The organism is Variovorax sp. OAS795 (assembly GCF_040546685.1).
Lineage (GTDB): Bacteria > Pseudomonadota > Gammaproteobacteria > Burkholderiales > Burkholderiaceae_C > Variovorax.
Genome location: NZ_JBEPOH010000001.1, coordinates 4,175,279 through 4,198,474 on the forward strand (window position 1 = coordinate 4,175,279; position 23,196 = coordinate 4,198,474).

26 protein-coding genes are annotated in these 23,196 nt (G+C 68.0%); 11 read left to right on the top strand and 15 right to left on the bottom strand.

Features of this window, described 5'->3' with window-relative positions:
• Positions 1 to 11 precede the first annotated feature (11 nt).
• The gene (hslO, locus tag ABID97_RS20220; RefSeq protein WP_354400302.1) at positions 12 to 1,019 is read right to left on the bottom strand and encodes an Hsp33 family molecular chaperone HslO; all 1,008 of its coding nucleotides are present in this window, start codon (positions 1,017 to 1,019) and stop codon (positions 12 to 14) included.
• Positions 1,020 to 1,053: 34 nt separating this feature from the next.
• Positions 1,054 to 1,578 carry a gamma carbonic anhydrase family protein gene (locus ABID97_RS20225; RefSeq protein ID WP_354400303.1) on the bottom strand — a complete coding sequence of 175 codons (525 nt, stop codon included), beginning with the start codon at positions 1,576 to 1,578 and terminating at the stop codon, positions 1,054 to 1,056.
• A gap of 39 nt (positions 1,579 to 1,617) precedes the next feature.
• Between ABID97_RS20225 and ABID97_RS20230 the strand changes: the two genes are divergently transcribed.
• On the top strand, positions 1,618 to 2,433 hold the full coding sequence (locus ABID97_RS20230) for a ferritin-like domain-containing protein (protein ID WP_354400304.1): 816 nt from the start codon (positions 1,618 to 1,620) through the stop codon (positions 2,431 to 2,433).
• Positions 2,434 to 2,438: 5 nt separating this feature from the next.
• Here the strand turns inward: ABID97_RS20230 and ABID97_RS20235 are convergent, their stop codons facing one another.
• From ABID97_RS20235 to ABID97_RS20270, 8 genes are all read right to left on the bottom strand, one after another.
• Entirely contained in the window at positions 2,439 to 2,915 is a 477-nt protein-coding gene (locus ABID97_RS20235) for a MaoC family dehydratase (protein ID WP_354400306.1), read from the bottom strand.
• A gap of 37 nt (positions 2,916 to 2,952) precedes the next feature.
• Positions 2,953 to 4,086 carry a thiolase family protein gene (locus ABID97_RS20240; protein ID WP_354400307.1) on the bottom strand — a complete coding sequence of 378 codons (1,134 nt, stop codon included), beginning with the start codon at positions 4,084 to 4,086 and terminating at the stop codon, positions 2,953 to 2,955.
• A gap of 100 nt (positions 4,087 to 4,186) precedes the next feature.
• Positions 4,187 to 4,774, bottom strand: coding sequence for a TetR/AcrR family transcriptional regulator (locus ABID97_RS20245; protein ID WP_354400308.1), 588 nt, complete (start codon positions 4,772 to 4,774; stop codon positions 4,187 to 4,189).
• Positions 4,775 to 4,817: 43 nt separating this feature from the next.
• A complete protein-coding gene (locus ABID97_RS20250) occupies positions 4,818 to 5,792 on the bottom strand; it encodes a Bug family tripartite tricarboxylate transporter substrate binding protein (protein WP_354401826.1) in 975 nt (324 codons plus the stop codon).
• A 20-nt stretch (positions 5,793 to 5,812) separates the two neighbouring features.
• Entirely contained in the window at positions 5,813 to 6,781 is a 969-nt protein-coding gene (locus ABID97_RS20255; protein ID WP_354400309.1) for a Bug family tripartite tricarboxylate transporter substrate binding protein, read from the bottom strand.
• A gap of 21 nt (positions 6,782 to 6,802) precedes the next feature.
• Entirely contained in the window at positions 6,803 to 7,552 is a 750-nt protein-coding gene (locus ABID97_RS20260; protein ID WP_354400310.1) for a DUF72 domain-containing protein, read from the bottom strand.
• Positions 7,553 to 7,562: 10 nt separating this feature from the next.
• The gene (gene xerD / locus ABID97_RS20265) at positions 7,563 to 8,474 is read right to left on the bottom strand and encodes a site-specific tyrosine recombinase XerD (RefSeq protein ID WP_354400311.1); all 912 of its coding nucleotides are present in this window, start codon (positions 8,472 to 8,474) and stop codon (positions 7,563 to 7,565) included.
• 79 nt (positions 8,475 to 8,553) lie between these two features.
• Positions 8,554 to 9,528 carry a tripartite tricarboxylate transporter substrate binding protein BugE gene (locus ABID97_RS20270; RefSeq protein WP_354400312.1) on the bottom strand — a complete coding sequence of 325 codons (975 nt, stop codon included), beginning with the start codon at positions 9,526 to 9,528 and terminating at the stop codon, positions 8,554 to 8,556.
• 101 nt (positions 9,529 to 9,629) lie between these two features.
• Here ABID97_RS20270 and ABID97_RS20275 point away from each other — a divergent pair, with 101 nt between their 5' ends.
• Positions 9,630 to 10,547 (top strand): AEC family transporter, encoded by a 918-nt coding sequence (locus tag ABID97_RS20275; protein ID WP_354400313.1) that lies wholly within the window; start codon positions 9,630 to 9,632, stop codon positions 10,545 to 10,547.
• A 57-nt stretch (positions 10,548 to 10,604) separates the two neighbouring features.
• On the opposite strand, the gene ABID97_RS20280 is transcribed toward ABID97_RS20275, so the two are convergent.
• Both ABID97_RS20280 and queG read right to left on the bottom strand, forming a co-directional pair.
• Positions 10,605 to 10,847, bottom strand: a complete 243-nt coding sequence (locus tag ABID97_RS20280; protein WP_354400314.1) for a hypothetical protein — start codon at positions 10,845 to 10,847, stop codon at positions 10,605 to 10,607.
• A 384-nt stretch (positions 10,848 to 11,231) separates the two neighbouring features.
• Positions 11,232 to 12,338, bottom strand: a complete 1,107-nt coding sequence (gene queG, locus ABID97_RS20285) for a tRNA epoxyqueuosine(34) reductase QueG (RefSeq protein WP_354400315.1) — start codon at positions 12,336 to 12,338, stop codon at positions 11,232 to 11,234.
• Here queG and tsaE point away from each other — a divergent pair.
• The 3 genes from tsaE to ABID97_RS20300 all read left to right on the top strand — a co-directional run bounded on the left by tsaE (position 12,324) and on the right by ABID97_RS20300 (position 14,829).
• Positions 12,324 to 12,833 carry a tRNA (adenosine(37)-N6)-threonylcarbamoyltransferase complex ATPase subunit type 1 TsaE gene (tsaE, locus tag ABID97_RS20290; RefSeq protein ID WP_354400316.1) on the top strand — a complete coding sequence of 170 codons (510 nt, stop codon included), beginning with the start codon at positions 12,324 to 12,326 and terminating at the stop codon, positions 12,831 to 12,833. The two genes, queG and tsaE, sit on opposite strands and share 15 nt — an antisense overlap.
• Positions 12,830 to 14,410, top strand: a complete 1,581-nt coding sequence (locus tag ABID97_RS20295; RefSeq protein WP_354400317.1) for an N-acetylmuramoyl-L-alanine amidase — start codon at positions 12,830 to 12,832, stop codon at positions 14,408 to 14,410. The genes tsaE and ABID97_RS20295 overlap by 4 nt, the downstream gene beginning before the upstream one ends.
• A 131-nt stretch (positions 14,411 to 14,541) precedes the next feature.
• Positions 14,542 to 14,829: a YMGG-like glycine zipper-containing protein gene (locus ABID97_RS20300; RefSeq protein ID WP_354400318.1), complete on the top strand. Its 288-nt coding sequence runs from the start codon at positions 14,542 to 14,544 to the stop codon at positions 14,827 to 14,829.
• 62 nt (positions 14,830 to 14,891) lie between these two features.
• Here the strand turns inward: ABID97_RS20300 and ABID97_RS20305 are convergent, their stop codons facing one another.
• Complete coding sequence (locus ABID97_RS20305; protein WP_354400319.1) at positions 14,892 to 15,560, bottom strand: DedA family protein; 669 nt, start codon at positions 15,558 to 15,560, stop codon at positions 14,892 to 14,894.
• Between the two features lie 103 nt (positions 15,561 to 15,663).
• On the opposite strand from ABID97_RS20305, the gene mutL reads away from it, so the two are divergent.
• The 4 genes from mutL (at position 15,664) to ABID97_RS20325 (ending at position 20,406) form a co-directional block, all read left to right on the top strand.
• Positions 15,664 to 17,547: a DNA mismatch repair endonuclease MutL gene (gene mutL / locus ABID97_RS20310; protein WP_354400320.1), complete on the top strand. Its 1,884-nt coding sequence runs from the start codon at positions 15,664 to 15,666 to the stop codon at positions 17,545 to 17,547.
• 184 nt (positions 17,548 to 17,731) lie between these two features.
• Positions 17,732 to 18,730, top strand: coding sequence for an alpha/beta hydrolase (locus ABID97_RS20315; protein ID WP_354400322.1), 999 nt, complete (start codon positions 17,732 to 17,734; stop codon positions 18,728 to 18,730).
• A gap of 42 nt (positions 18,731 to 18,772) precedes the next feature.
• Entirely contained in the window at positions 18,773 to 19,759 is a 987-nt protein-coding gene (gene miaA, locus ABID97_RS20320) for a tRNA (adenosine(37)-N6)-dimethylallyltransferase MiaA (RefSeq protein WP_354400323.1), read from the top strand.
• On the top strand, positions 19,756 to 20,406 hold the full coding sequence (locus ABID97_RS20325) for an ABC transporter ATP-binding protein (RefSeq protein WP_354400325.1): 651 nt from the start codon (positions 19,756 to 19,758) through the stop codon (positions 20,404 to 20,406). The genes miaA and ABID97_RS20325 overlap by 4 nt, the downstream gene beginning before the upstream one ends.
• Position 20,407: 1 nt before the next feature.
• Here ABID97_RS20325 and ABID97_RS20330 read toward each other — a convergent pair whose 3' ends face one another.
• Complete coding sequence (locus ABID97_RS20330) at positions 20,408 to 21,364, bottom strand: threo-3-hydroxy-L-aspartate ammonia-lyase (RefSeq protein ID WP_354400326.1); 957 nt, start codon at positions 21,362 to 21,364, stop codon at positions 20,408 to 20,410.
• Positions 21,365 to 21,373: 9 nt separating this feature from the next.
• Entirely contained in the window at positions 21,374 to 21,577 is a 204-nt protein-coding gene (locus tag ABID97_RS20335) for a hypothetical protein (RefSeq protein ID WP_354400327.1), read from the bottom strand.
• Positions 21,578 to 21,591: 14 nt separating this feature from the next.
• Here ABID97_RS20335 and ABID97_RS20340 point away from each other — a divergent pair, with 14 nt between their 5' ends.
• On the top strand, positions 21,592 to 21,957 hold the full coding sequence (locus ABID97_RS20340) for a YciI family protein (RefSeq protein WP_354400328.1): 366 nt from the start codon (positions 21,592 to 21,594) through the stop codon (positions 21,955 to 21,957).
• A complete protein-coding gene (locus ABID97_RS20345) occupies positions 21,954 to 23,186 on the top strand; it encodes an RNA polymerase sigma factor (protein WP_354400329.1) in 1,233 nt (410 codons plus the stop codon). The genes ABID97_RS20340 and ABID97_RS20345 overlap by 4 nt, the downstream gene beginning before the upstream one ends.
• Positions 23,187 to 23,196: the final 10 nt, after the last annotated feature.

Below are 23,196 nucleotides of genomic sequence, written 5' to 3' on the forward strand. Positions count from 1 at the left end.
CGGGCCGCGATCTACTGGACGATGGTGCTGCCCGGCACCTGGTCGCCGGGCGGTGTGAAGATCTGCGCCGCATCGACGGCATCGAACCGGTACTGCTTGCCGCAGAAGTCGCAGCCCACCTCGATGTCGCCGCGCTCGGCAAGGATTTCCTCGGCCTCTTCCACGCCCAGCCCGCGGATCATCTGCGCCACGCGGTCGCGGCCGCAGGTGCAGGCGAAATGCGGGCCCAGCAAGCCGGCCTGCGGCTCGAAGCGCAGCAGCTTCTCCTCCCAGAACAGGCGCCGGAGAATGGTCTCCACGTCGAGCGTGAGCAGCTCGTCGCGCGTCAGGCTCGAGGCCAGGATCGAGATGCGGTTGTAGTCCTCGTTCAGGCCGATCTGGTCCTCGTTGGCCTGGTCGTGGTCCTTGACGGAAGTGCCGGACCGGCCTTCCAGGTTGCCCTCGCCCTTGACCGGCAGGCGCTGGATCAGGAGGCCTGCAGCCACCTTGTCGTCGGCCGCGAGCACCAGCGTGGTGTCGAGCTGCTCGCTCTGCAGCATGTAGTGCTGCAGCACGTCGCTGAGCTTGCCGAGCTTCTCGCCGTCGTCGTCGAAGAGCGGCACCACACCTTGGTAAGGCGTCGTGCCCGGGAGCTTGTCCTTGGGGTCGAGCGTGATCGCGCAGCGGCCCTTGTTGTTCTCGTTGACCATCTCGGGCAGGCGCGCATCGGCCGGCAGGTCGCCGATCACCTTCGCGGTGGCGCGCAGGCTCAGGTCGGGCTTGGCCTCGGCCACGGCCACCTTCACCGGACCGTCGCCGAAGATCTGCAGGATCAACGCGCCGTTGAACTTGATGTTGGCCTGCATCAGCGTGGCCGCGGCGGTCATCTCGCCGAGCAGTTCGGCCACGGGCGGCGCATAAGCCCCGGTGCCGGTATTGGAGGCGCGCCGCGCAAGGATCTCCTGCCACGCATCTGTCAGGCGCACGATCACGCCGCGCACCGGCAGGCCATCGAACAGGAATTTGTGCAGCTCGCTCAAAACGGATTCTTCTTTCTGTTGGGCCTGTGCGCAGTCAGGCGATTTTCTTGAGGCCCTTCGCATAGCGAATGGCGTTCTGGACGTAGTGCTCCGAGCCGTGGCGCAGGCGGGCGGCGTCTTCGTCGCTGATCGTGCGCATCACCTTGGCGGGCGAGCCGAAGATCAGCGAGTTGTCAGGAAACTCCTTGCCTTCGGTCACGACGCTGCCGGCACCGACAATCGAATTGCGGCCGATCTTCGCGTTATTCAAGACCACGGCCTGGATGCCGATCAGCGAGTTGTCCCCGATGGTGCAGCCATGCAGCATGACCTGGTGGCCGATGGTCACGTTCTCGCCGATGGTGAGCGGACTGCCGGGGTCGGAATGCAGCATCGACATGTCCTGCACGTTGCTGTTGCGCCCGATGGCCATGACCTCGTTGTCGCCGCGCAGCACCGCACCGAACCAGATGCTCGCGTTCTCGCCCAGTTGCACGTTGCCGATCACCTCCGCGCTGTCGGCGACCCAGGCGCCGGTGCCGAGTTGCGGCGCAACGCCGTCGAGTTCATAGAGGGCCATCGTGGAGTCTCCGGGAGGCAAAAAACTAGAATTGTAGGGATGCACCCCCGATTGAGCGCGCTGGCCGCGCTGCGACTGACCGATCCTGAACTCAAGGTGGCTGCAACGCACGCTGCTGCTGCCACCGCCGCTACCGATTCAATAGCAACCACACAGATACGCACGGCGGGCGACGCGCTGGGCGTGCCGGGTCGGCCCGAGCGGCCGCTGCGCGTGGCGGCCACCGCGGTGCAGAAGCGCTCGCCTTTCACGCCCGAAGGCCGCGCCGCCTTGATCCATTCGATCTGCCACATCGAGTTCAACGCCATCAACCTCGCGCTCGACGCGGCCTGGCGCTACGACGGCATGCCCGAGGCCTACTACCGCGACTGGTTGCGCGTGGCCGACGAAGAGGCCCGGCACTTCACGCTGCTGCATGCGCACCTGCAAGGCATGGGCTGGCGCTACGGCGACTTCCCCGGCCACGATGGCCTTTGGAGCATGTGCGAGAAGACGAAGGACGACGTGCTCGCGCGCATGGCGCTGGTGCCCCGAACGCTCGAAGCGCGCGGCCTGGACGCCACGCCGCTGATCCAGGCCAAGCTGAAGCGCGTCGACACACCCGATGCGCTGCGCGCGGTCGAGATCCTGGACATCATCCTCTGCGACGAGGTGGGCCACGTGGCCATCGGCAACCACTGGTACCGCTGGCTTTGCGAGCGCGAGGGCCGCGATCCCGAAGCCACCTACCCCGAACTCGTGGCGCGCTACGAGGCGCCGCGCCTGAAGCCGCCGTTCAACTTCGAAGCGCGCAGCCGCGCGGGATTCAGCGACGAGGAATTGCGCGTGCTCTCGGACGGCAAGACCGGGCTTTAACAGGCCTACGCAGCCCGGGCGTGCACCAGCAGCCTGGGCGAGAAATACTGCAGCACCTCGCCGCGCTGGTTGAGCGTGCGGCATTGCATCGTCACCATCGAGCGGCCGGGCTTGGAGCGCGAAGCCGTGATGTCCATCACCTCGCTCACCACGTGCAGCACATCGCCGGGACGCGTGGGCTTGGGCCATTGCAGTTCGCCGCCCGAGCCGATCACGCCCTCGGCCAGCGGGATGCCGCTCTCCACCAGCAGCTTCATGGTGACCGCCGCGGTGTGCCAGCCGCTCGCCGCGAGGCCGCCGAAGAAGGTGTGCTTCGCGGCTTCCTCGTCGGTGTGAAAAGGCTGAGGATCGAACTGGCGCGCAAAGGCCTTGATCTGCGCCGCGTCCATCGCGTGCTCGCCGCTCTGGAAACGATCGCCCACCGAGAGGTCTTCGAGGTAGAGCTTGCGTTTCATGCCGGTGTCGTCAGGCGGTGCTGCCATGAGAGTTCCTTGTGGTGAGCTGTGCATTCTCGAACTTTCAGACCCGTTCGAGAATGGTGGCGATGCCCTGCCCGCCGCCGATGCATTGGGTGGCCAACGCGTAGCGGCCGTTCTCGCGCGCCAGCAACGAAGCCGCCTTGCCGGTGATGCGCGCACCGGTCGCGCCCAGCGGATGCCCGATGGCCAGGCCGCCGCCGTCGAGGTTGACCTTCGCGGGGTCGAGCCCCAGATCGCGGATGCAGGCCAGTGCCTGCGACGAGAACGCCTCGTTGAGTTCGATCACGTCGAGATCGGCGGCCGTGAGGCCGGCACGCGCCAGCGCCTTGCGCGTCGCGGGGATCGGGCCGATGCCCATGATCGCCGGATCGACGCCCACGGTGGCAAAGGACTTGATGCGCGCGAGCGCCTGCAGGCCGTGCTTCGCGGCAAAGCTGTCGCTGGTCACGAGAACGACGGCCGCGCCGTCGGTGAGCGGCGATGAAGTGCCGGCGGTCACGAGTCCGTCGGGACGGAACGCCGGCTTGAGGCCCGCGAGCGCCTCGGCCGAGGTGGCCGGGCGGATGCAGCCGTCCGCATCGACCCGGTCGCCCGAGGCCAGGCGCACCGGCACGATCTCGCCGGCCAGGCGCCCTTCCGCGCGCGCGGCGGCGGCCTTGCGGTGCGACTCGACCGCGAAAGCCTCCTGGTCGGCGCGGCTCACGTTCCAGCGCTGCGCGACGTTCTCGGCCGTCTCGCCCATGGAGATATAGGCATCGGTGCTTTCCGCCAGCTCGGGGTTCGGGGAGAAATTGAAGCCACCCTGCGGCACCATCGTCATCGACTCCACGCCGATGCACAGGAAGGCCTCGCCCATGCCGGCCTCGATCTGCGCCGCGGCAATGTGCACGGCCTGCATCGACGAGCCGCAGAAGCGGTTCACCGTCATGCCGCCCACCTCGTGCGGCAGCCCTGCAAGCAAGCCGACGATGCGCGCGAGGTTGTTGCCCTGCGAGGCTTCCGGATAGGCGCAACCCAGGATGATGTCTTCGAGCAGTGCGGGGTCCAGGTCGGTGCGCTCGAGCAGGCCGCGAACCACGCCCGCGGCCAGCGTGTCGGGGCGCACCTCGGCGAGCGCCCCCTTCTTCGCGAAGTGGAAGGGCGAGCGGGCATAGGCGGAAATGACGGCTTTCATGGAATGCTCCTGCAATATAAAAACCTACCATCCAATCGGTAGGCAAGGCGAGTCAAAAAATAGGCACGTCCGGCGTGCCTGCGATACCGCCCGGCCATCATCAGCCGGGCAGCGAACTCCTGAGCTGTGCAATGGCCTCGTCGAAGTCCTCGGCCCGGCCTGTCATGCGCGCCGCGAGCAACGCCCCCTGGCAGGCCGCGAACACAAAGCCCGCCAGCGACGCGACCGATGCACCCTTCTTGCGCGCCGGCATCAGCGCACCCAGCACGCCGGTGAGCCAGAGCACCTGCGTGTGGCGCAGCTCCTGCACGGCCTGGCGCAATTCATCGTTGATGCAATCCCATCCCGGCGCCAGCGCCCCCGCGGGACACATGCCCGAGCCCGCCTTCAGCGTGTTGCGGTACATGCGGAAATACGCTTCGAGCGCGGCCTCGGGTGTACGCACCTTGGCGGCGTCCCATGCCTTGAATGACTCCGTGGCCTGGCGGATCACCTCGATGCCGAGCGCTTCCTTGGTCGGGAAGTGGTGGTACAGGCTCGCCTTGCGGACACCGACCGCATCGGCCACGTCCTGGAAGCTGAAGCCCAGGTACGAGCGGGTTTCGATCAGCTGGCGCGCCACCGCGAGGATCTGCTCGCGGGTGCTGCCGGCGGCAAGGGCGGAGGGTGTGGCGGCGGCGCTGTTCATCTACCTACTATAAGGTAGGGTGACGTCCACCGCAAGCACAGGGTCAATCGGCCTTGATGTTCGCCACCTTCACGATGCGCCCATTGCTCTCGAACTCCGAGGCGATCTCCTTGGCAAAGGCCGCGGGCGTTCCGCCGGTCGGCACGTTGTCGGTGGCCGTGAGCTTGGCGCGCAGCTCGGGGCTGGCCAGCGCCTTGTTGATCTCGGCGTTGTATCTGGCGATGAGCGCGGGCGGCGTGGCCGCGGGCGCGAAGACGCCGAACAGCGAATTGATGTTCGCCGCGTTGTAGCCCAGCTCGGCCAGGGTGGGCACCTGCGGCAGGCTTTCGAGCCGCGCGGGCGCGCCCACTGCCAGCGGGCGCAGCTTGCCCGACTGGATGTGCGACGTGAGCGTGGGGCTCGCATTGCTGGAGAGAATTTCGAACTGCCCGCCCAGCGCATCGTTGAGCTGCTGGCCGCCGCCCTTGTACGGCACATGCGTGATGTCCACGCCTGCCGCCGAGCGCAGTTGTTCGAGCACGATATGCCCGAGCGATGCCGGGCCGGACGTCGCCCAGCGCACCGCGCCGGGCTGCGCCTTGGCATCGGCGATGAGCGCGCGAAAATCCTTGGCCTTGCTGGCCGGCGTGGCAATGAGCAGCACCGGCGAATACATCACGCTCGCGACTGGCGCGATGTCTTTCTGCGGATCGAAGGGCAGCTTGCCCAGGTGCGGGCTCAGCACCAGCGGACTGATGGCCGAGAAGCCCAGCGTCGCGCCATCGGGCGCGGCCTTGGCCACGGCATCCATGCCGATGGCGCCGCTCGCGCCGGCGCGGTTGTCGACGACCACGGTGGTGCCCAGCTGCGCCGCAAGCCTTTCGCCGAGCGCGCGCGCGACCACGTCGCTCACGCCGCCGGCGGGGTACGCCACGATGAGGCGGATGGTCTTGGGAACGGCCTGCGCCTGCGCGCCGGCCAAAGCACAGAGCGCGGCCACGGCGAGCAGCCACGAAGGCTTGATGGACGAAAAATGCATGTCGGTCATGGAAAGGGAATTCAGTCGAGTTGCAGCTTGCGCTCGCGGATGAGCCGGGACCATTTCTCATTGTCGGCCTTGACGAAGGCCGCGAACTCGGCCGGCCCGAGCGGATGCACCTCGGCGCCCGCGGCCGCGAACTTGGCCTTGATCTCGGGCTGCGCCAGCGCGCGCGCCAGCTCGCTCGAAAGACGCTCGACCACCTCCCTGGGCATGTTGGCCGGGCCCACCAGGCCCTGGAAGCCGACGGACTCCATGCCGGCAAGACCCAGCTCCTTCACGGTCGGCACGTCGGGCAGCTGCGGGTCGCGCACCGGCCCGGTCACGGCCAGCGCCTTGAGCTTGCCGCCCTTCACTTGCGGCAGCAGCACGCTGCCTGCATCGATGAGGATCTGGGTCTGTCCGCCGAGCAGGTCCTGCACCGCCGGCGCGCTGCCCTTGTAGGGCACATGGGTCATGTCCAGGCCGGTCACCTGGTTCATCAGCTCGCCGTTCAGGTGCGTGGAGGTGCCATTGCCGCCCGATGCGAAATTGACCTTGCCCGGCTGCCCCTTGGCCCAGGCCACGAAGTCCTTGAGGTTCTTTGCCGGATGGTCGGGCCGCGTCACCGCGATGTAGCTGCCCTGGCTGATCTGGCCGATGTAGGTGAACTGCCTGATCGGGTCGTACGGCGGCTTGCTCTGCAGGTACGGCGCAATGGCGAAGGGGCCGGTGTTGGCCAGCAGCAGCGTGTAGCCGTCGGCCGGCTGGCGCGTGAGCTCGGTGGCGGCAATCATGCCGCTTGCGCCGGGCTTGTAGTCGACCACCAGCTGCTGCTTGAGCGCTTCCTGCAGCGGCAGCTGCACCGTGCGCGCCGCAAAGTCGATGCCGCCGCCGGGTGGATAGCCGACGATCAGCCGGATGGGCTTGGCGGTGGGAAAAGCTTGCGCCGCGGCAAGGCCCGCGACGGCGGCCAGCGCGAGGCCGGCGCAGAGTCTGTTGATGTTCATGGGTGTGTCTCCTCGCATGGATCAGCGATTCTGAAGCAGTCGCGCCAAGGTCATCGCGTTGTCCACAGCTGCGCCGCTCGCGGTGTTGTCCAGGATGCACCAGCACTCGGCGCCTTCGGCGCGCGCCAGCCGCAGCCGCGATGCGAGCCGTTCGAGCAGCGCATCGTCGTAGGCCGACCAGTAGCGCCGCGGCGAACCGTGCAGCCGCAGGTAGACGAGCCCGGGCCATCCGCCGGGCGCGGCCGCCTCGTCGAACAGCACCGGATCGGCCAGCACGCGCGCAATGCCAAAGCGCGACAAGAGCGTCTCCGCTTGCGGCGCGAACCAGCTGCGATGCCGGGGTTCGAGCGCCACCGGGCCCTCGTGGCGCTGCCGCAGGGCCGATAGAAATCGTTTCACCGCGGCGCCATTGAACGCGAGGCTGGGCGGGAGCTGCACGACCAGGCAGCCGAGCCTGGCGCCCAGGCCCTCGACCTCGGCAAGGAACGCCTCCAACTCGGGCACGGCGCCGAGCAGCCGTTTCTCATGCGTGATGGATTGCGGCAGCTTGACCGAGAAGCGAAAGTGCCCGGGCGTGCTGCCGGCCCATCGCTCGTAGGTCTCGCGCCGGTGCGGCCGGTAGAACGCGCTGTTGATCTCTGCCGCATCGAAACGCTGCGCATAGCGCTCCAGGTGCGATCCTTCAGATGGAAACTCCGGCCACGTCGGGCGTGGCAGGCTCCAGCCGGCACAACCCACGCGCAAGGGCGGCGGCGGCAGGGTGCGCTCCATGTGCCCTGCCTCAGCCCCGCGGATGATGCCGGGAATGCAGTTGCTTGAGCCGCTCGCGCGCCACGTGGGTGTAGATGGTGGTGGTCGAAATGTCGGCGTGGCCCAGCAGCAGCTGCACCGCACGCAGGTCCGCGCCGTGGTTCAGCAGGTGGGTGGCGAACGCATGGCGCAAGGTGTGCGGCGACAGCGGCACGTGGATGCCGGCCGCGGTGGCCTGCTTCTTCACGATGATCCAGAACATCACGCGCGTCATGCCCGCGCCACGCGAGGTCACGAACAGGTCGGGCGTCTGCTGGCCGTCGAGGATGGCCGGCCGCGACTCCTCCAGGTAGCGCTCGATCCAGCGGCGCGCCTCGCCACCGAAGGGCACCAGCCGCTCCTTGTTGCCCTTGCCCAGCACGCGCAGCACGCCGTCGTTGAGGCTCATGTCGATGACCTTGAGCGCCACGAGCTCGCTCACGCGCAGCCCGCTGGCGTACATCAGCTCGAGCATGGCGCGGTCGCGCAACCCGAGCGGCGTTTCCACGTCGGGTGCGCCCAGCAGGTCGTCGACCTGCTTTTCGGAAAGCGTCTTGATGGCGCGCGGCATCTGCCGCGCGGGTGCGAGCCGCAGGCTCGGATCGGCCGCGATGCGCCGCTCGCGCAGCGCCCAGCGGTAGTAGCGCTTGAACACGGTGAGCCGCCGGTTGGCCGAGGTGGCCTTGCCCTTGGTCGACAGCCGCACGCCCATGTAGGCCTGCAGGTCGTTCTCCTTCGCGGCATCGAGCAATGCGCCGCCGCGCTCGTTGCGCAGCCACTGCGCGAACAGCGCCAGGTCGCGCCGGTAGGCGGCCAGCGTGTTCTTCGACAGCCCGTCCTCGAGCCAGAGGGCATCGATGAAGTCGTCGATCTCGGGGGTTTGTGTGGCGGCGGCCTCGGTCATGGCTGCAAGATAGCAAAAACGGGAACACCCATGAAAAAGGCCGCCTCGTGCGGGCGGCCTTGCGCGGGACGAAAGCCGGTCAGTCGAGCTTCAGCTTCTGCTTGGCGACCACTTGCTTGTAGACGTCGTACTCGGCCTTGATCTGCGCGGCGAACTGCTCGGGCGTGTTGGCCACGATCAGCGAGCCCGTGTCTTCGATGCGCTTCTTCACGGCCGGGTCTTCCACCGACTTCTTCACGCCGGCATTGATCTTGTCGACCACGTCCTTCGGCAGGCCCTTGGGACCGAGGATGCCGTAGTAGGCCATGCGGTTGACCGGCTCCAGCCCCACTTCCTTGAAGGTCGGAACGTTGGGCAAGGCGGCCAGGCGCTGCGGCGCCGACACCACGATCGGGATCAGGCGGCCGCTCTGGATGAACGGAATGGCCGACGGGATGTTGTCGAAGATGATCGGCACCTGGCCGGCCACCACGTCGTTGAGCGCGGGGCCCGCGCCGCGGTACGGAATGTGTGTGACGAAGGTGTTGGTGAGGCTCTTGTACAGCTCCATCAGCAGGTGGCCGATGCCACCGGTGCCCGACGAGGCGTACGAATACTTGCCGGGATTCTTCTTGATCTCGGCCACGAACTCCGCATAGTTCTTGGCCGGGAAGCTCGGGTTCACCGCAATGATGTTGGGCGTGGCCGCGATGTTGATGATGGGCGTGAAGTCGTTGATCGGGTCGTACGGCACCTTGGGGTTGATGGCCGGATTGGCCGCCGTGCTCGAGACCGTCGCAACGCCGAGCTTGTAGCCGTCGGGCGTGGCGCGCGCCGTTTCGGCCGCGCCTACGATGCCGCCGCCACCGGCGCGGTTGATCACCACCACCGGCTGGCCCAGCACCTTGCCCAGGGGGTCGGCGATCACGCGGGCCACGATGTCCGTGGTGCCGCCCGGTGCAAAGGGCACGCTGAGTTCGACCGGCTTGTTGGGATAGCCCTGCGCGAAGCTCTGGCCTGCGGCCGCGACCAGCGCGGCGGCACCCACCATGGCACCCCATTGACGTCGTTGCATCTATAACTCCTTGATTGACGGTGTCGAAAAAGCAAAGCCCCGGATGCTAGCGGCTTCGCACCGCGCCCGTGCTGTGGAATACCCATGGACGGCCACGGTTTATGCTCGAAGCAGTGAACTTCGCCCAGCTGCTCTTTCCGGATTTTTCGCTCATCGCCATCGGCTGGCTGCTCTGCCGCTACACCGCACTCGACCGCCGCGTGTGGGACCAGGTCGAAAGCCTGGTGTACTACTTTCTGTTCCCGGTCCTGCTGTTCCATTCGATCGTGCGCAGCCCGCTCGATTTTGGCGCCACCTCGAGCCTGCTCACCGCGGGCGTGGGCATCGGCGTCTGCGGCATCGCGCTGTCGTATGCGCTGCCCCACGTGCCGGGATTGCGCACCCACATCGACCGCCGCGACCACGCCGCCAGCGCACAGATCGCGTTCCGCTTCAACTCCTTCATCTGCCTGGCGCTGGCCGAGCGGCTGGCCGGCGCGCAAGGCCTGTTGCTGATCGCGGTGCTGATCGGCGTGTGCGTGCCGATGTTCAACATCGCGGCCGTCTGGCCGATGGCGCGGCACGCCGAATCGGGCTTTGCGCGCCAGCTCGTGCGCAACCCGCTGATCGTTGCCACGCTGGCGGGGCTGCTGGCCAATGTGCTGGGCTTCACGGTCCCGGCCTGGGCCACGCCCACGCTGACCCGCATCGGCGCCGCATCGCTCGCGCTCGGCCTCTTGGCCGCGGGCGCCGGCATGCAGTTCGCCACGCTCGGGCGCGGCAAGGTGCTGGCGATCTCGGTACTTTCCATTCGGCACCTGGTCTTGCCGCTGGTCGCCTGGGGCCTCTGCCGCGCGCTGCGCCTGGATGCGATGCAAGGCTCCGTGCTGATGGCGTTTTCCGCCGTGCCCACCGCCTCGAGCGCCTATGTGCTGGCAGCGCGCATGGGCTACAACGGGCCGTATGTCGCGGGCCTGGTAACGCTTTCTACGCTGCTTGGAATGGCGAGCCTGCCGTTTGCGTTGGCATTGCCGCGGTAGCTGGGGATTCCAGGGATTCGCGACGCCTTGACTAATTTGGCGGTATGCACAGGGCTGCTACCAAACCCTCATATGGGGGAAACAAAACCCCGAGACGATATCCATTACCTCCGCTATTCGATCTTCTGTAGCCTCATCGCCCGCATTGCGGCGAAGTTCCTCCAATAGCAGATTCACCTCCCCGGCCTGAATTCCTGTATTTTTATATTTCTCAAGAATATCGCGGATAACGATCAAACCTACATCATTGGAAAGCGCAGATTCAAGATCATTGTCCAGTATCGCGATAATTCGCCTCATCGCAATTCTCCCCTATAGCGGCCTGCACCGAGCGTTGACTAAGCACAGTTGGCTGCCGCAAAGCTCTGTGTAAATGAGTGCCCTCAGTAAATACCGAAGTCTAGCTTTACGCGGTGGCTGGCAAGCAGGGATGCCAATCCGGGAACGACTCTGGACCATGTCCACTTCCAATCCCGCCCTCCCAATAAACGAGAGCCCATACTCTGCACCGGGTCGCGTCCAAATCGGTCAGCCTGAACGCGGGATTGAAGTTCGAAAATATCCATTCAATATGCGGCAACGCTACTTGCCGTCGCGGCATGAAGCTGCCGGGTTCGTGCAGTAGTGCACTTAAAGGCGTCGAATCGCCGGCGGGCTGCCCGCGATCGTGAACAGCAGCCAGCGTTACTCAGTCACCGTCGATGCATCGCCGCCAGGCACCGAATTCCCCTGCGCCAGCGCCCAAGCCACGTGCTCGCGCACGAGTTCGCTGGGGTGAGTGGCCCGCGTCGCCAGCGCTTCGGCGGCGCCGCGCTCTCCGGCGCGCAGCGCGTTGCCCAGGGCCACGGCGATGTTGCGCAGCCAGCGCTCATGCCCGATGCGCCGGATGGGGCTGCCCTCGGTGTAGCGCAGGAAATCTTCCTCGCTCCATGCGAAGAGCGAAGCCAGCGCCTGGCCGGTGAGCCCTTCGCGGGCATCGAAATCGGGCAGCGCGCTTTTCTTCGCGAACTTGTTCCACGGGCAGATCAGCTGGCAGTCGTCGCAGCCGTAGATGCGGTTGCCCATCAAGGGCCGAAGCTCCAGCGGGATCGGTCCGCCGTGCTCGATGGTGAGGTACGAAATGCAGCGCCGCGCGTCGAGCCGGTGGGGCGCGACGATGGCCCGGGTCGGGCACACGTCGATGCAGGCGCTGCAGCTGCCGCAATGCGCGCTGACCGGCTCGCTGGCGGGCAGCGCCATGTCGACATAGATCTCGCCCAGAAAGAACATCGAGCCCGCATTGCGGTCGAGCACCAGCGTGTGCTTGCCGCGCCAGCCCTGTCCGCTGCGCGAGGCGAGCTCGGCTTCGAGCACGGGGGCCGAATCGGTGAAGGCGCGATGGCCGAACGGTCCGACCTCTTCGGCGATGCGTTCGGCCAGCTTGGCGAGCCGGGCACGCATCACCTTGTGATAGTCGCGGCCTCGCGCATAGACCGAGACGATGGCTTCGCCGGGACGCGCGAGGCGATCGAACTCCACGGCCTGCCAATTTTCGAGCGGCGTATCGCGCGGCAGGTAGTCCATGCGCGCCGTGATGACGCTCACCGTGCCCGGCACAAGCTCGGCGGGCCGCGCGCGGCGCGTGCCGTGCGTTGCCATGTATTTCATCTCGCCGTGGAACCCGTGGGCCAGCCATTGCATCAGACCTTCCTCGGCGCTCGACAGATCGACGCCCGCGATTCCGATTTGGGAGAATCCGAGTTCCCGGGCCAATGCCTGAATACGAGCAACGAGTGGATGGCTGACGATCACTTGCCGATTGTAGAAACGACGAACACCGCCAGCCGCACGCTGACCTGGCGCAGCGAGGACGACACCGCTGCCTTCGCACGCGCGCTCGCGGCCTCGCCCGCGCTGCGCGATGCCTTCATTGCGCTGCACGGCGACCTTGGCGCCGGCAAGACCACCTTCGTGCGCCACCTGCTGCGCGCGCTGGGCATCGAGGGCCGCATCAAGAGCCCCACCTACGCGGTGGTCGAGCCGCACGAGGCGCCCGACGGGCTGGCCATCTTCCATTTCGATTTCTATCGCTTCAACGACCCGCGCGAGTGGGACGACGCGGGCTTTCGTGACATTTTCGCCGGTCCGGGGCTCAAGCTGGCCGAATGGCCGGACAACGCCGCCGGCCGCACACCAATTGCCGACCTCGCTATTAAAATAGAAGCAATGACAGACGACACACGCAGCGCGATCCTCCAGGCCAACACCCCGCGCGGCAGCGATCTGCTGGCGCGCATCGGCGCATGAAGGCAAGCGGCCTCAAGCGGCGCGTGCTGCTGCAGGGCGGCAGCGTCGCGCTGATGCTCGGCGTGCACCAGATTGCGCGCGGCGCCACCATCCTCGCGGTGCGCGTATGGCCCGCGGCCGACTACACGCGCGTGACCATCGAGTCCGATGCGCGGCTTCACTCGCAGCAGCTGGTGGTGGGCAGTCCGCCGCGTCTTGCGGTGGACATCGAGGGCATCGACCTGAACCCCGAACTGCGCGAGCTGGTCGGCAAGATCAAGCCCGGCGACCCGTACATCAACGGCCTGCGCGTCGGGCAGAACGCGCCGAAGGTGGTGCGCATCGTCTTCGACCTCAAGCAGTCCGTGGTGCCGCAGGTTTTCTCGCTGGCGCCCATTGCCGCGTACAGGCACCGCCTGGTGCTCGACCTCTATCCCGAGAAAGCCATCGATCCGATGGAGGCGCTGATCACCGAGCGCCTGCGCGAGGCGCCGCGCAGCAGCAGCGGCGGCAATGACACCGCCGTGGCCAGCGCACCCGCGGTGCCGCCGCCCGCCGCGCCCTCGGGGCTCGCGCCGGACGGTGGGCCGCCGATCCTCGTGCGCCCTTCGCCCAACGTGCCCGCGCCAAGGCCGCTGCCCGGCAGCCCTGCGCCCGCCGCGCCTGCCATGCCTTCCGCCAGGCCGCCGGCCGCAGCAACCGGGCCCGCGCCCGATCCGCTCGGCGAACTGATCACGCAGCAGTCGACCCGGCCCGGTCCCGTGGCGCCGCCGCCGCCCGTGGTGGCGGTTGCGCCGCCCGCGCCGCTCGCCCCCCCGCCCCCTGCCGCGCCCGCCGCGGCAGCGCGCGGCAACGCCACCTCGAGCCGCACCGACCGCATCATCATCGTGGCCCTGGACCCGGGCCACGGCGGCGAAGACCCCGGCGCCATCGGCCCCAACGGCACACGCGAAAAAGACATCGTGCTGCAAATCGCGCACCGGCTGCGCGAGCGCATCAACGCCAGCAGCGTCAACGGCAATCCCATGCGCGCGTTCCTCACGCGCGATGCCGACTTCTTCGTGCCGCTGGGCGTGCGCGTGCAAAAGGCACGGCGCGTGCAGGCCGACCTGTTCGTGAGCATCCATGCCGACGCATTCACCACCCCGGCGGCGCGCGGCGCGAGCGTGTTCGCACTGAGCCAGAGCGGCGCGTCGAGCAGCGCCGCGCGCTGGCTCGCCAACAAGGAAAACGAAGCCGACAAGGTGGGCGGCGTGAACGTCGGCAACCACGAGGCGCAGGTGCAGCGCGCACTGCTCGACATGAGCACCACGGCGCAGATCAACGACAGCCTCAAGCTCGGCGGCGCCATGCTCGGCGAGATTCGCGGCATCGGCGCGCGGCTGCACAAGCCGCAGGTCGAACAGGCCGGCTTTGCGGTTCTCAAGGCGCCCGACATCCCGAGCGTGCTGGTCGAAACCGCATTCATCAGCAACCCCGAGGAAGAAGCCAACCTGCGCAGCGTGAGCTACCAGGAAAGCCTTGCCGACGCGTTGATGCGCGGCATCCAGCGCTACTTCGCGCAGAACCCGCCGCTCGCCCGAAGCCGTCAGCTTTGACTTCCCCGCGCTGCCCTGCTGTCCCACGCGGGGCGGCCCGTGGCACCGCACAGTCAAGCGCGGCAGGCTCCTACACCGGTGCCAAGCCCGTTTTGACCATCATGACCCATCACTTTAGAAAGGTGGACATCATGAAGGCACGAATCTGGATTACCGCTGCGGCGGCTACCACGGTCATGGCGCTGGCGGGCTGCGCATCCGGGCCCAACCAGAACCTGGGCACCGGGGTCGGTGCACTCGGCGGCGCGGCGGTCGGCCACGCCATCGGCGGCAACACGGCCAGCACGCTGGGCGGTGCAGCCATTGGCGGCGTGATCGGCAACCAGGTGGGCCGCAGCGTGGACGAGCGCAACTACTACGAGAGCCAGCGCGCCTATCCGCCGAACACCTACTACCCGCGCAACGGCCCGACCTACTGACCGTCAGCGACCCTCTGCACTGAAGCGCGCCACCACTGGCGCGCTTTTTTTTGGGCCGCCGGTCAGGCCTTCGAAGGCAACTGCGCGCGTGCCTTCTCGGCACGCGACGCGCGCCATGCACCGAAGATCGCGATCAGCCCCGGCACGAAGATCAGCGCCCAGATGATCTTGTCCAGGTGCTCGCGAACGAACGGCAGGTTGCCGAAGAAGTAGCCGGCCGTCGCAATGCCGAGCACCCAGACCAGCGCCCCGACCACGTTGAACATCGTGAACTTGGGGCGGCTCATTTCAGCCACCCCGGCCACGAAGGGCGCGAAGGTGCGGATGAACGGCATGAAGCGCGCAAGAATGATCGTGACGCCGCCGTAGCGCTCATAGAACGAGTGCGCCTGGTCGAAGGCCTTGCGGTTGAAGAAGCGCGAGTTCTCCCACTTGAAGACCTTGGGCCCGAAGTACCGGCCGATGCTGTAGTTGCACTGGTCGCCGAGGATGGCCGCGGCAATGAGCACCGCGCACGCGATCGGAAAACTCATGAGCCCCACGCCGCACAGCGCGCCCACGATGAAGAGCAGCGAGTCGCCGGGCAGGAAGGGCATCACTACTGCACCCGTCTCAACGAAGACGATCAGGAAGAGCAGCGCATAGACCCACGGGCCATAGGTGACGACGAAGGCCTCGAGGTGTTTGTCGACGTGGAGGATGAAGTCGACGAGAAAGCTGATGATTTCCATGGGCGCCGATTATCCGTGCTGCGTGCGGCGTGTCCGCACATGACAGTTCAGCGAGCCTGGATGACAGCTCGATACAACCCCGAGGGGCTTCTAGAATGTTCGCGTGAGCGCCCTCCCCACCTCCCTTGCCCCTGCCGAACGCCGTCCGATCCGCGAACTCCCCGACGAGCTGATCAGCCAGATCGCGGCCGGTGAAGTGGTCGAGCGGCCAGCGTCGGTGGTGCGCGAACTGCTCGACAACGCGCTCGATGCGGGCGCGCGCCAGGTCACGGTGCGGCTGGCTGCGGGCGGCGTGCGGCTGATCTCGGTGGAGGACGATGGCCAGGGGATTCCGCGCGAAGAGCTCACGGTGGCGCTGCGCCGCCATGCCACCAGCAAGATCGCCAGCCTGAACGACCTCGAAACCGTGGGCACCATGGGCTTTCGCGGCGAGGCGCTCGCGGCCATCAGCGCCATTGCCGAGCTCAGCATTCTTTCTCGCTTTGCGGGCGCCGACAGCGCCTTTGCGCTCGACGGCCGCACCGGTGAACTGCGGCCGGTGGCGCGCGCGGTGGGCACCACGGTGGAAGTGCGCGAGCTCTTCTTCGCCACGCCCGCGCGGCGCAAGTTCCTCAAGACCGACGCCACCGAGCTGGCCCACTGCATCGAGGCCGTGCGGCGCCATGCGCTGGCGCGGCCCGAAGTCGGCTTTTCGGTGTGGCACGACGGCAAGCTCATGGAGCAATGGCGCGCCGCCGACCGGCGCGAGCAGCGGCTGGCCGATGCGCTCAGCGACGACTTCGTGGCGCAGAGCGTGGCGGTCGATCACCTTGGCGGCGCGGTGCGCGTGGCCGGGCGTGCGGGCATTCCCGATGCGGCACGCTCGCGCGGCGACCAGCAGTTCTTCTATGTCAATGGCCGCTTCGTGCGCGACAAGGTGCTGTCGCATGCGGTGCGCAGCGCGTACGAAGACGTGCTGCATGGGCAGCGCCAGCCCGTGTATGCGCTGTACCTCGACATCGACCCGTCGCGCGTCGACGTGAACGTGCACCCGACCAAGATCGAGGTGCGCTTTCGCGACGGACGCGAGGTGCACCAGGCCGTGCGCCATGCCATCGAGAACGCGCTTGCCGCGCCGCGCGCGGGCGACGCCGCCGCGCCACTCGGCACGCAGCAACCATTTTTCAAGCCGGGCGTGCCGGCGTCGGGTGCCACTTGGGCCCAGCCGGGCATCAACTTCACGGCCAGGGAACGCGGTGCAGGCGATTTCGAGGCCATGTGGCCGCGACGCACGGAAGCGGCGCCGCATGCGTCGGAGGCCGCTGCCACCGGTTGGCCGCTTGCGGGCACGGCACCCATGGCCTTTCGCGCCCCGGCCGCACTGCCGGGCGAGTCCCTGCAGGCCTTGGCCACCCACGAGGAAGCCTGGCCGCTCGGCCGCGCGCTGGCGCAGCTGCAGGGCATCTACATCCTGGCCGAGAACAGCCAGGGGCTGATCGTGGTCGACATGCATGCCGCCCATGAGCGCATCGTCTACGAGCGGCTCAAGACGCAGCTCGACGGCGCCGCCATCACGAGCCAGCCGCTGCTCATTCCCGCCACCTTTGCGGCCACGCCGCAAGAAGTGGCAACGGCGGAGGCCTGCGCGGCGGTGCTGCCCACGCTGGGGCTGGAAATCACGCCGTTCTCGCCGCGCACCTTGGCGGTGCGCGCGGTGCCCGGCACCCTGGCCGACGGCGATCCGGTGGAGCTCGCGCGCAGCGTGTTGGCCGAGCTGGCGCTGCACGACGCCAGCAGCGTGGTGCAGCGGGCGCAGAACGAACTGCTCTCGACGATGGCCTGCCACGGCGCGGTGCGGGCGAACCGCAAGCTCACCATCGACGAGATGAACGCCCTGTTACGCCAGATGGAAGCGACGGAGCGATCGGACCAGTGCAACCATGGCCGCCCGACCTGGCGGCAGCTGTCGATCCGCGAACTGGATGCGCTTTTCATGCGCGGAAGATAAAAAAGCGCACGCTTTTGAGGGTTTTTCCGGAGTTTTTGCCAGTCATCCGTGGAACGGGCACGGGCGTTGCATATGTAAACAAACTGCCTCCTGAACACGCAAAGGAGGTTGCTGAAGCGCAGTGTCGGCGCGTTTCAGCTGAGAGCATGTGAACTTTCTGCCGGCTCCGCTGTCCCTCTAGCCCATGAAACGCTGGTCCCTGCTTGCCTCCGTTCTTTCGCTGTGCGCCCTGTTGGCGGCCGGCTGCTCCACGTTCGACGAGCAGCAGCGCGAGTGGATCTTTCAACCCAGCGACCGCAGCTGGGGCAACACCGCCACCATGACCGAGGGTATGCAGGACGTCTGGATCGACTTCCAGTCGTCCATCACCGGCGAGCCTGCGCGCCTGCACGGCCTGTGGCTCGGCGGAGAGCCCGAAACCACCGACCGCCCCGTCATGCTGTACCTGCATGGCGCGCGCTACAACGTGGCCGGCTCGGCCCCGCGCATCCAGCGCATGCACGAACTCGGCTTCTCGGTGCTGGCCATCGACTACCGCGGTTTCGGCAAGAGCTCCAAGGGCCTGCCGTCGGAAGAGTCGGCACGCGAAGACGCCCGCGCTGCCTGGACCTGGCTGGCCGCGCGCCACCCCCGGCAGCACCGCTACATCTTCGGCCACTCGCTGGGCGGCGCCATCGGCATCGACCTGGCTGCCCATGTCAAGGACGAAAGCGGCACCATCGTCGAAAGCACCTTCACCTCCATTGCCGACGTGGTGAGCAGTTTCAAGTGGGGCTGGCTGCCGTTCGGCCCGCTCATCACGCAGCGCTTCGAGGCCATCAACCGCGTCAAGGACATCGGTGCGCCGCTCCTGGTGGTGCATGGCACCGCCGACAGCCTGATCAACCCCACGCTGGGCCGCAAGCTCTACGACGCGGCCACGGTGCCCAAGCTGTTCGTGCTGGTCGAAGGCGGGTCGCACCACAACACCAATTCGATCGGCGAGGCCCAGTACCGTTCGGCGCTCCTGCAGCTGTTCCGCATGAAGCCCGAGACCACGCTGGCCTCGCGGCAGGCCGAGGGCCCGCCCCTGCTGCACGGCGCGCAACCCGTGCCCGTGCTGCCCGCCGCGCCGGGCCCGGATGCGGCCACGCTGCCGCGGGAAGCGCGCGGCAAGGCCACGGCCAGCACGCAAGCGATCTGAGCGCCGGGCCGGCCTTCATTTTGTTGTTACCCTCGGGCGCTTATGCCGCCCTCCGTCGCCGCCACCGGCCCTCCTGACACACTGAAGTTCATCGCGCTCGCAGGGCCGACCGCCTCCGGCAAGACCGCGGTGGCGCTCGCCGTGGCGCGCGTTCGGCCGGTCGAGATCGTCAGCGTCGATTCCGCGCTGGTCTATCGCGGCATGGACATCGGCACCGCCAAGCCGAGCCTGGCCGAACAGGCCGCCGTGCCGCACCACCTGATCGACATCCTCGATGCGGCCGAAAGCTACAGCGCCGCGGCCTTCGTGGCCGACGCGACGCGGCTGGTCGGCGAGATCCGCGCACGCGGCGCCTTGCCTTTGCTGGTGGGCGGCACCATGCTGTATTTCAAGGCCCTGTTCGACGGCATCGACGCGATGCCCGCCGCGGACGCCGCGGTGCGCGCGCGCATCGATGCCGAGGCCGCCGAGCGGGGCTGGCCCGCCATGCATGCGCGGCTGGCCGAGGTCGATCCCGCCACGGCCGCGCGGCTCGCACCGCAGGACAGCCAGCGCATCCAGCGCGCGCTCGAAGTCTGGGAGAGCAGCGGGCAACCCCTGTCGAGCTTTCATGCGCGCGACAAAAACCACGCGGCAAAGGGCCTGGCCGGCGGCGCGTTGTTCTCGCTCGAACCCACCGACCGCGGCTGGCTGCATGCGCGCATCGCCGAGCGCTTCGACGCCATGCTTGCAGCAGGCTTCCTCGACGAAGTCAGGGCGCTTCGCGCACGCGGCGACCTGTCTCTTCAACTGCCCTCGATGCGCTGCGTGGGCTACCGCCAGGCGTGGGAAATGCTCGACGCATGCGGCAGTTCGGCGCCCGACCCCAGGGCCATGGCCGAGCTGCGCGAACGCGGCATCGCGGCCACGCGCCAGCTCGCCAAGCGGCAGATCACCTGGCTGCGCAGCATGCCCGCGCGCAGCGTCATCGCCTGCGACGCGCCCGATGCCGTGCAGACCGCCGTCCAACGCATTGCAACCGCCGAATGACGCTGCACATTTCGCAACTCGCCAAGCACTACGGCGACGTACCTGTTTTCGAGAACGTGACGCTCACCGTCGAGCCCGGCGAATTCGTCGCCATCGTCGGCGAATCGGGCGTCGGCAAATCGACGCTGCTCAACTGCATGGCCGGGCTCGACAGCTGGGACGCGGGCACCGTCTCGCACGACGGCACCGACATCGGCGCGCTCGATGGCGAAGCCTGCGCGCTCTGGCGGCGCCGCCACGTGGGCTTCGTGTTCCAGGCCTTCCACGTGCTGCCGCACCTGGACGTGGCGCAGAACGTGTCGCTGCCCTTGATGCTGCTCGGCCGCCAGCGCGATGACAGCCGCGTCGCGCACATGCTCGAAGCCGTGGGGCTGCCCGGCATGGGTGCGCGCCTGCCGCAGACGCTCTCGGGCGGCCAGCTGCAGCGCGTGGCGATCGCGCGGGCGCTGGTGCACCGCCCCGCCCTGCTGCTGGCCGATGAGCCCACCGGCAACCTCGACCCCGGCACCGCCGCCAAGGTGATGGAGCTGCTGATCGGCCAGACGCGCGAGCACGGCGCCTCGCTGGTGCTGGTGACGCACTCCGAAAGCGCGGCGGCACGGGCGGACCGCCTGCTGCATCTCACCGCGGAAGGAATTCGCGCCTGAGCTACGCGAGCAGCGCCGCGTAGCGCGAGAGATCGACGTTGCCGCCGCTCACCACGATGCCCACGCGCTGCCCCGCGATGGCCTTGCCGGCCGCGATGGCGCCCGCGAACGCCAGGCAGCCGGTCGGCTCCACCACGATCTTCATGCGCTCGGCAAAGAAGCGCATGGCCTCGACAAGCTGTGCGTCCGTCACCGTGAAGATATCGTCCACGTCGCGCCGGATGATGCCGAAGGTGTACTCGCCCAGGTGCTGCGTTTGCGCGCCATCCGCAATGGTCTTGGGCGTTGCGATGTGCACGATCTTTCCAGCGCGCAGCGACTGCTGGCCGTCGTTGCCCGCCTCGGGCTCCACGCCGTAGATCTTGCATCCGGGCGCCAGCGCGCGCGCCGACAGCGCCGAACCCGACAGCAGGCCGCCGCCGCCCAGGCACACGAACAGCTGGTCGAGCGGACCGGCCTCCTCGATCAGTTCCTTCACCGCCGTGCCCTGCCCCGCAAGCACGTCCGGATGGTCATAGGGCGGGATCATCGTCATGCCGCGCTCCACGGCAAGCCGCCGGGTCAGCGCCTCGCGGTCTTCGGCAAAGCGGTCGTACATCACCACTTCGGCGCCATAGCCGCGGGTGGCCGCGACCTTGGCGGCCGGGGCGTCGTTCGGCATGACGATGACGGCCGGCATCGACAGCAGCCGCGCCGACAGCGCGATGGCCTGCGCATGGTTGCCCGAAGAGAACGCGATCACGCCGCCCTTGCGCTGCGCGGCGTCGAACCTGGACAGTGCATTGAACGCACCGCGAAACTTGAACGCGCCCATGCGCTGGAAGTTCTCGCACTTGAAGAAGAAACCGGCGCCCCAGCGCTCGTCGGCCGTGCGCGAGCGCAGCACGGGCGTGCGGTGGGCATGGCCTTCGAGCCGCGCGGCCGCGGCAATCACGTCGTCGTAGGTAGGTAGCTGCATGGGTCGAGCTTAGCGGCGGCGTGCGATCTGTTGCAGGCCCGATGGGTAAAAACCCGGGATATGCGGCGGGGCGGCCGTTCCGTAATCTGGCGCGCCAGCGCCGCTCCGGGCGGCAATCGCCGAAAAATGATTCGCGCGACACACGCCCAGTGTCGAAACAAGCGGCTCCCGGCCGTCATTGGGGTGAGCGATTTTGCTCAGCTTCTTTTCCATGACGGAGAGACACCATGCAGTACATGTTGATGTTCTACCAGCCGGCGGCCGAGTTCGAGCAGCGCAACGACCCGTCGTCGCAGGCCTTGCGCGCCAGCTGGGTCGCCTATGCCGATGCGGTCCGCGCGTCGGGCATTTCGCACGGCGGTCACGGCCTGTTCCCGCCCATGACAGGCACCACGCTGCGCGTGCGCGGCGACAAGCGCCAGGTGCAGGACGGCCCCTTTGCCGACACCAAGGAGCAGCTGGGCGGCTACTTCGTGGTCGATGTGCCTGATCTCGATGCCGCGCTCGAGTGGGCCGCGCGGGCGCCGTGCGCCAGCAGCGGCGGCGTCGAGGTGCGCCCTGTCTTCACCGCCACCGCGCAAGCCGCTGCATGACGAGTCCGGCGGCTCACCTGGCCGCCGAGCGGTCCGCACGCGAGTCGTACGGGCGGTTGCTCGCGATCCTTTCGTCGCGCACGCACGACATCGCGGCATCCGAAGATGCACTGGCCGATGCCTTCGCACGCGCGCTCGAGCGCTGGCCCGCCGATGGCGTGCCGGACCAGCCCGACGCCTGGCTGCTGAGCGTGGCGCGGCACCGCCGGCTCGACGCCTGGCGCCACACCCGCGTACAGGACGCCGCCACGCAGACCCTGCTGCTCCTGGCGGGCGAAATGGACGTGGGCGCGGCGGGCGGTGCGGCCGTGCCCGACGAGCGATTGCGCTTGCTCTTCGTGTGCGCGCATCCGGCCATCGACGCGCCTGCCCGTGCGCCGCTGATGCTGCAGGCCGTGCTGGGGATCGACGTCGCCCGCATGGCCGGCGCCTTCCTGACTTCGCCTTCCACGCTGGGGCAACGCCTCGTGCGCGCCAAGGCACGCATCCGGGCCGCGGGCATTCCCTTCGAATACCCGCAAGCGCGCGACCTGCCGCAGCGGTTGCAGGACGTGCTCGATGGCATCTATGCCGCCTATGGCACCGGCTGGGACGACGTCGACGGCGCGGACGCCCTGGCCCGCGGCCTCACGGCCGAAGCCATTGCGCTCGGCCGCATCCTGTGCGCGCTGATGCCGAACGAACCCGAGCCGCTGGGACTGCTGGCGCTGATGCTGTTCTGTGAGAGCCGGGCCGCGGCGCGGCGCAACGAGGCCGGCGCCTACGTGCCGCTCGACCAGCAGGACATGGCGCGCTGGGACCCGGACCTGCTCGCGCAGGCCGAGCTGTGCCTGCGGCAAGCTTCGCGCATGAAGGTCCTCGGGGCGTACCAGCTGGAGGCCGCCATCCAGTCGGCCCATTGCGAGCGCCGCGTCGGCGCACCGGTGCCGCCCGAAGCCATGGTGGCGCTGTACGAGGGCCTGCTCGCCCTGCGGCCCAGCATCGGCGCACAGGTGAGCCGCGCCTGCGCCCTGGCCAAGGCACGCGGCCCCGATCTCGGCCTTCAGGCACTCGATGCCATTCCCGCGCACGAGGTGGCCAGCTACCAGCCTTTCTGGGCGGCGCGTGCGCACCTGCTCGCCGCCGGCGGCGCACGCGCCGCCGCCCGCCAGGCCTTCGAACGCGCCATCGGCTTGAGCGCGAGCGCCGCCGTTCGCGCCTACGTCAACGGGATGTCGGAACGGCTCTGAAACCGGCCCT